This is a genomic window from Kineococcus sp. NPDC059986 (assembly GCF_040702905.1).
GTDB lineage: Bacteria > Actinomycetota > Actinomycetes > Actinomycetales > Kineococcaceae > Kineococcus.
In genome coordinates, this window is sequence record NZ_JBFBND010000077.1 from 1 (window position 1) to 2,221 (window position 2,221).

Annotated in this window: 4 protein-coding genes and 1 other annotated feature; of the genes, 1 reads left to right on the plus strand and 3 read right to left on the minus strand. The window is 65.6% G+C overall.

Annotated features, from left to right (window positions below; genetic code table 11):
- The 3 genes from AB0637_RS24915 to AB0637_RS24925 all read right to left on the minus strand — a co-directional run.
- Positions 1-695 (minus strand): IS3 family transposase (locus AB0637_RS24915; RefSeq protein ID WP_366175476.1); only part of this gene is annotated, 695 nt, incomplete at its 3' end.
- Positions 651-764: a sequence feature (AL1L pseudoknot), on the minus strand. (Overlaps the previous gene by 45 nt.)
- A complete protein-coding gene (locus tag AB0637_RS24920; RefSeq protein WP_366175477.1) occupies positions 725-1,042 on the minus strand; it encodes a transposase in 318 nt (105 codons plus the stop codon). Its footprint overlaps the feature before it by 40 nt.
- A gap of 167 nt (positions 1,043-1,209) precedes the next feature.
- On the minus strand, positions 1,210-1,515 hold the full coding sequence (locus AB0637_RS24925; protein WP_366175478.1) for a hypothetical protein: 306 nt from the start codon (positions 1,513-1,515) through the stop codon (positions 1,210-1,212).
- Positions 1,516-1,753: 238 nt separating this feature from the next.
- Here AB0637_RS24925 and AB0637_RS24930 point away from each other — a divergent pair, with 238 nt between their 5' ends.
- Positions 1,754-2,143, plus strand: coding sequence for a hypothetical protein (locus AB0637_RS24930; RefSeq protein WP_366175479.1), 390 nt, complete (start codon positions 1,754-1,756; stop codon positions 2,141-2,143).
- The last annotated feature ends 78 nt before the right edge of the window (positions 2,144-2,221 follow it).

The window sequence follows — 2,221 nt, forward strand, 5'->3', positions numbered from 1 at the left end:
TCGCCTCGACGCGCCCCTTGCCCTGCATCCTCTGCTGAGCTGACTTCATCACGCACCTCCTGCTCGAGGTGTTGCGACGACCGGTTGAATCCGCCTTGAACGCCCTTGTCCGAGTGATGTCTCAATCCGGTCAGCTCCGCGCCCTCACGGCGCCGAACCCAAAACGCCATCTGCAGCGCATCCAGCGCCAGTTCAGTGCGCAGATGGTCGGCAACCTGCCAGCCGACGATGCGGCGGGTGCAGACGTCCTGGACGAATGCTGCGTACACCCATCCCGAGCAGGTTCGGATGTAGGTGATGTCGGCGACCCAGAGGCGGTCTGGCCGGTCGGCGGTGAAGTTCCGCTCCACCAGGTCCGGTCGGGTGTCCTTTAGACTGGGAATGGTGGTCCGTGGGGGCTTGCCGTTGCGGCGCAGACCGTGCAGGCCGGCGACCTTCATCAGCCGTTCGACGGTGCAGCGGGCGATACGGGACGCAGACTCCCCGGCAGAAGCTCTCTCAGCGCGTCTGCGGTTGATCGCTGCGTGCAGCTTGCGGGAGCCGTAGACGCGGAAGTTCTCCTCGTGCACTTGATCGATTTCGACCAGTGCCGCCTGGTCGGACACCGCTCGCGCAGAGGGAGGCCGGGAGCGGGCGGCGTAGTAGGTGCTCGGGGCGATCTGCAGTTTCTGACAGATCGGCTCGACCCCGAACACGTCCTTGTGTTCGTCGATGTACCGGTGGGTCAGCGTGTGGGGCGGTCGAGCTCCGCCGCGAAGAAAGCCGACGCCGACCTCAAGATCGCGTTTGCTCGGCGCAGCTCACGGACTTCCTTTTCCAGCTCAGCCAGGCGAGCAGCGTCATCGGTGCTCGTCCCGGGCCGGTCGCCGGCATCGATCTCGGCTTGGACGACCCAGTTGCGCAGTGTCTCGGGGTTGATGCCGAGCTGGCCTCCGATCCGCTTCAGTGCGCCGGTGCGGGTGGCAGGGTCACGGCGGGCCTCGACCGCGAGGCGGATGGCCCGATCACGTAGCTCGTCGGGGTACTTCCTGGGGGCAGCCATGGAGACCATCTTCCTCTCGGAGGCGTTGGTTGGTGGTCTCTATGAAACCCGGGCCTTGACAATGAGCAGGCGCGACAAGTCGAAAAGCGGCTGCATCGGCAGCGCCGGAATCAACTGACAGGTAGGTCTTGGTCCTCACCGGCCGCAACAACGGCGGATGCTGGTGGTCAGTCGCCGATGAAGCGCACGTGGTGTCCAACGGGGCCGGAAGGTGAATCCAGCCGGACGAGGTCGCACAACTGCCGGATGCGGGTGGCGGTGGTGCGAAGAGCCTTGTTCTCCCTGCGCTGGCTCATCTCCTGCAGCTCCCAGTCCAAGCGGTGGCACTGGAGTCGGTTGAAGACGGTGACGTCGTAGCGGTCAACTCCGCAGAGCAACACGAAGATGTCGGGCTGAGTGCGGGCAGCTATGAGAAGGTCGTTGATCTCCCAACCGCCCCAGTACTGGATGCGCTCTCTCAGGTAGTTCTCCACCCACACACTCACCGCCACGGCAGCATCTTGCCATGCGGATTTGCCCACCGCGGTTGTCCGGTGCACTGGGACAGCCACTCGCTCTTCGTCATGTCCGGACGTCTCTGACGGTCGTCGAGCGCGCACGACGCGGGATGACCGTGACGTCGAGTCACTACTACCACGGCCACTGGCAGGAGATCACCGTGGATCGACGAGGCAGTGGACTGGTTCGCCCTCCTTTTGACTGACTGAGCCCATGATCGATGAGACCGACCCGGTCCCAGCAGAGCTGCGTGCCCTGGGATATCCCGACGCAAGCTGGCTGGCCGCGGGCATGGAGGCCGACGTCTACGCCCTCGACGAGCAGACCGTCGCCCGCCTACCCCGAGAGAAGGCCGTGGCCGGTGCGGCGCTCACGGAGCCCGTGGAGGAACTGCTCGAGCAGCTGGACGAATGCCGCCTGCCGTTCGCTGTTCCTGCCCCGCTGGGCCGCCTCACCCTGTCCGATGGCCGTTGCCTATTGCGCCAGCCGCGCCTTCGCGGGCGCAGCATCCGAGACTTCTACGATTCGGCCAGGGGGCACCTGGACCCTCGCGCCGAGCAGGCGCTGGTCGAACTGTTGAGCGCAATGAGGCCTTGTCAGTAGCGGCGTGAGCAACTACCGCATCCCCGGGGCAGAGGCGTTGGGGCACGTAGGGCCTGGCCGGTCACGATGGTGGCGACC